Source organism: Cognatiluteimonas telluris (assembly GCF_011320095.1).
In the GTDB taxonomy this organism is placed as follows: domain Bacteria; phylum Pseudomonadota; class Gammaproteobacteria; order Xanthomonadales; family Xanthomonadaceae; genus Cognatiluteimonas; species Cognatiluteimonas telluris.
The window spans coordinates 1-5139 of record NZ_JAANOY010000054.1 but is presented as its reverse complement, the minus strand read 5'-3'; the positions used below and the strand labels follow the sequence as shown (position 1 = coordinate 5139).

Genomic DNA, 5139 nt, shown 5'->3' with positions numbered 1-5139 from the left:
ACGGCTGTCGCGCGCGGCGGCCGGCAACCCGCGCCGGCGCCGGCACCCGACCACCCAGGCACGCCGGCGCCTGCCCACGCCCGCCACGCGACGGATGCGCGCGGCCTGAGGCGTGGGCTGAAGCGTGGGCTGAAGCGTGGCGATTCGCGCTGCTGTGCTAGCGTTTGCGGCTGTTTCCCACACGCGACGCACGCATGCCGATTTCTTCGCTGACCCGATGCGGTTTCATCCTGGGCCTGGTGCTCGGAAGCGGTCCTGCGGCGCTCGCGGCCGACGCCCAGGACACCATGGCCCCGCCTTCCCCCGACGCACCCGCGGCCAGCCCGGCCACCCCCACCACCGATCCCTACGCCTGGCTGGAGGACGTCACCGGCGCCAAGCCACTGGCGTGGGTGCACACGCAGAACGCGCGCGCCGATGCCGAGCTCGCGGACACGCCCGCCTTCGCACGGCGCGAAGCCGACATCCGCGCGATCCTGGACTCGGAAGCCAAGATCCCCGAGGTCGAAAAGATCGGCGACTTCTATTACAACTTCTGGAAGGACGCCCAGCATGAGCGCGGCCTGTGGCGGCGCACGACGCTGGACGAATACCGCAAGCCCGATCCAAAGTGGGAAACGGTCATCGACCTCGACGCGCTCGGCGCCGCCGAGGGCGAGAAATGGGTCTGGCACGGTGCGGACTGCCTCAAGCCCGCGTACGAGCGCTGCCTGGTCGCGCTGTCGCGCGGGGGCAGCGATGCCGACGTCACCCGCGAGTTCGACCTGACGAACAGGCAATGGGTGAAGGACGGTTTCTTCCGCCCCGAGTCCAAAGGGTCGCTGGGCTGGATCGACCGCGACACGGTGTTCGTGCAGACCGACTTTGGCGACGCCAGCATGACCACGTCCGGCTATCCGCGCATCGCCAAGCGCTGGCAGCGCGGCACTCCGCTGGCGTCGGCGGCGCTGGTCTACGAAGGCAAGCCGGCGGACCTGGCGGTCACCGCGTTCCACGACACCACCCCGGGCTTCGCGCGCGATTTCGTCAGCCGCGCGCTGGATTTCTACAGCGACGAGCTCTACCTGCGCGGCGACGACGGCGCGCTGCAGAAGATCGACGTGCCCGATTCGGTGATCAAGTCGGTGCACCGCGAATGGCTGCTGTTGCAGCTGCGCGATCCGTGGACGGTCGAAGGCAAGACGTATGCGGCCGGCGCGCTGCTGGCGACGCACTTGGACGACTTCATGGCCGGCAAGCGCGCGTTCGACGTGCTGTTCGCGCCGAGTGCGTCGACCTCGCTGGAAAACTTCGCGTGGACCCGGCACCACCTGGTGCTGAACGCGCTCGACGACGTCAAGAACCGGTTGTCGGTGCTCACGCCCGGCGCCGATGGCTGGACCACCAGCACGTTCGTCGGTGCGCCGGGCTTCGGCACCCTGGGCGTGCGTGCGGTCGACGAGGACGCCAGCGACGCGGTGTGGCTGACCGCGACCGATTACCTGACCCCGAGCACGCTGGCGCTGGCCGAGGTGGGCAGGCAGCCCGAGGTGCTGAAGACGATGCCGGCGTTCTTCGACGCATCGAAGGATGTCATCGAGCAGCATTTCGCGGTGTCGAAGGACGGCACCCGGGTGCCGTACTTCCTGGTGCGGCCGAAGGATCTCGCGTTCGACGGCACGGCGCCGACGCTGCTTTACGGCTACGGCGGTTTCGAGGTGTCGCTGACGCCGGCGTACTCGGGCATCGTCGGCAAGGGCTGGCTCGAGGCCGGCGGCGTCTACGCGGTGGCCAACATCCGCGGCGGCGGCGAATACGGCCCGCGCTGGCACCAGGCGGCGCTGAAGCAGAACCGGCACAAGGCCTACGAGGACTTCGCCGCGGTCGCGCAGGACCTGGTCGCGCGCCGGATCACGACGCCCGCGCACCTGGGCACGATGGGCGGCAGCAACGGCGGCCTGCTGGTGGGCAACATGCTCACCCAGTATCCGGAGCTGTTCGGCGCGGTCGTGGTGCAGGTGCCGCTGCTGGACATGAAGCGCTACAGCCACCTGCTGGCGGGCGCGTCGTGGATGGCCGAGTACGGCGATCCGGATACCGCCGACTGGAACTACATCAGGACCTTCTCGCCCTACCAGCTGTTCGACCCCAAACGCGACTATCCGCCGGTGTTCTTCTGGACCACCACCCGCGACGACCGCGTGCATCCGGCGCACGCGCGCAAGATGGCCGCCGAGATGCTCGCCGCCGACAAGGACGTGCGCTACTACGAGAACACCGAGGGCGGCCACGGCGCCGGCGCCACCAACCAGCAGGCCGCGCACCTGTGGGCGCTGACGTATGCGTTCCTGTGGAAGGAGCTGGAGTAGCGCGCGTGGGTTTCGACGGGCGCGAGTGATCGTCTTCTCAGGCGCGGTGTGGTGTCTGCATTTTCGCCATGCGCCCTGGCCGTCCTCCCGCCGAGGACGACGACCAGGGCGACGTCCGCCGACAAGCCCGCGCCGCTGGGCGCGCAGGCAGGCACCCGGGCGTCGCCGTTCATCGGCCCATCCGCCCATCGCTGGCCCCGATGCGTGCCGACTCACTAAGCTGCCGCCGGTTGCCTTCCCGTGCCCCGGACCCCATCCATGAAGTTCCCCCTGCTGGCCGCCTTCCTGCTCATGACGACCTTCACCGCCCACGCCGCGCCGCCCACTCCGCCCGACGTGGCCAAGCACGCGCACGAGGTGCGCGCGCCGTTCGGGGCGACGCGCAACGACGAGTACTACTGGCTGCGCGACGACAGCCGCGAGAACCCGGCGATGCTGGCCTACCTCAATGCGGAGAACGCCTACGCCGATACCCTGCTGGCGCCGCTCAAGCCGCTGCAGGACGCCCTCTACGACGAGATCGTCGGTCGCATCCAGCAGGACGACAGTTCGGTGCCTTATCGCGAGCGCGGCTGGTGGTACTACGCGCGCTACGCCACCGGCCTGGACTACCCGATCCATGCCCGTCGCCAGGGCAGCATGGACGCACCGGAGCAGGTGCTGCTCGACGTCAATGCGATGGCCGCCGGCAAGGATTACTTCAGCATCGGCGACTACGCGATCAGCCAGGACAACCGCCTGCTCGCCTGGGCCGAGGATGCGGTCGGGCGCCGCCAGTACACGGTGCGCTTCCGCGACCTCGACAGCGGGCAGACGCTGCCGGACACGATCACCGGCGTCTCGCCCAACCTGGTCTGGGCGGACGACAACCGCACCCTGTTCTATGTCGAGAACGACCCCGAAACGCTGCTCACGGTGCGGGTGAAGAAGCACGTGCTCGGCACGCCGGCATCCAGCGACGTACTCGTCTACGAGGAGCACGACGACAGCTTCTACATGGGCATCGACCGCAGCCGCGACGACAAGTACCTGTGCATCAGCGTCGAAAGCACGGTCGCCAGCGAGATGCGTTGCGCACCGGCCGCCGATCCGCGCGAGTTCACCGTGTTCGCACCGCGCGAGCGCGATGTCGAATACCAGGCCGACCATCTCGACGGCCGCTGGATCATCCGCACCAACGCGCCCGGCGCGGATGGCAAGCCGGCAAGCAACTTCAAGCTGATGACGGCCGGCGACGATGCACGCAGCCGCGCCGACTGGAAGGAATGGGTGCCGACGCGCGACGACGTCTTCATTGAGGAGTTCGAGCTGTTCGACGGGTTCACCGCGATTTCCGAGCGCTCGCAGGGCCTGGAGCGGCTGCGGTTGCTGCGCGGCGCGCCGGGCACGGCGGGCGGCAACGACGAGTACGTCAAGGCGGACGAGCCGGCGTACTCGATGGGGCTGGCGACCAATTCCGAACCCGACAGCGACTGGCTGCGCTACAGCTACGCCTCGCTGACCACGCCCAACAGCACCTACGAGCTCAACATCCGCAGCGGCGAGCGCCGCCTGCTCAAGCGCGATCCGGTGCTCAACTACGATCCGGCGAAGTACACCACCGAGCGTTTGTGGGCGACCGCGCGCGACGGCACCAAAATCCCGGTGTCGCTGGTCTACCGCAACGGCTTCGAGAAGAACGGCAAGGCCGCGCTGCTGCAGTACGCCTACGGCAGTTATGGCTCATCGACCGATCCCAACTTCAACCTGCCGGCGGTGAGCCTGCTCGACCGCGGCATGGTCTACGCGCTGGCGCACATCCGCGGCGGCCAGGAGATGGGCCGCCAGTGGTACGACGACGGCAAGCTGCTGAAGAAGAAGAACACCTTCACCGACTTCATCGACGTCACCGACTTCCTGGTCGCGCAGGGCTATGCGGCGAAGGATCGCGTCGCGGCTTACGGCGGCAGCGCCGGCGGCCTGCTGATGGGCGCGGTCGCGAACATGGCGCCGGACCGTTATCGGGTGATCCTGGCGCAGGTGCCGTTCGTGGACGTGGTGACCACGATGCTCGACCCGAGCATCCCGCTGACCACCAACGAATACGATGAGTGGGGTAATCCCGAGCAGCGCGAGTACTACGACTACATGCTCGGCTACTCGCCGTACGACAACCTCAAGGCGCAGGCCTATCCGGCAATGTTCGTCGGCACCGGGCTATGGGATTCGCAGGTGCAGTACTGGGAGCCGGCGAAGTACGTGGCGCGGCTGCGCGACCTGGACACCGGCACGCAGCCGGTGCTGCTGCGCACCAACATGGATGCCGGCCACGGCGGCAAGTCCGGGCGTTTCCGCCGCTATCGCGAGCTGTCGGAAATGTACGCCTTCATGCTCGACCAGCTCGGCGTCGACGGCCCGGATGCGGCACCGCCGCCCGCTGCGCACTGACCACGCGCAGGGATCCAGGCGGCACGGCTTCCTGGCGCGCTGACCCCGGCGCGCCGGCCTGCTGCTGCCAGCCGCGCACCCCGGATGCCGCGGACGCGCGGGCAAGGCGACCGTGCGCGGCGCGCGGATATACTGCGGCGATGAATCCTTCCCTGCGCCTGCTCACCGCCGCCAGCGTGCTGCTGGCCCTCTCCGCCTGCGGCAACAAGGGCCCGCTGGTGCATCCGTCGCGGGCGCCCGACGCCAGCGCGGTGCCCGCCCAGCCGGCCTCCAGCGATCCGACCGCGACGCCGCCGAGCCAGGACAACGGCGTGCCGCCCGACGCCGCGCCGACCGACACCGTGCCTGCGCCAACGCCAGCGCC

Annotated in this window: 3 protein-coding genes; all 3 read left to right on the top strand. The window is 69.0% G+C overall.

Annotated features, from left to right (window positions below; genetic code table 11):
* The first annotated feature begins 287 nt into the window (after window positions 1-287).
* Window positions 288-2348 (top strand): prolyl oligopeptidase family serine peptidase, encoded by a 2061-nt coding sequence (locus G7B67_RS12670; RefSeq protein WP_166212983.1) that lies wholly within the window; start codon window positions 288-290, stop codon window positions 2346-2348.
* 258 nt (window positions 2349-2606) lie between these two features.
* Window positions 2607-4775, top strand: coding sequence for a S9 family peptidase (locus G7B67_RS12665; protein WP_166212981.1), 2169 nt, complete (start codon window positions 2607-2609; stop codon window positions 4773-4775).
* 140 nt (window positions 4776-4915) lie between these two features.
* Window positions 4916-5139: LPS translocon maturation chaperone LptM (gene lptM / locus G7B67_RS12660; protein WP_207780934.1), on the top strand; the 224-nt coding region annotated here is incomplete at its 3' end.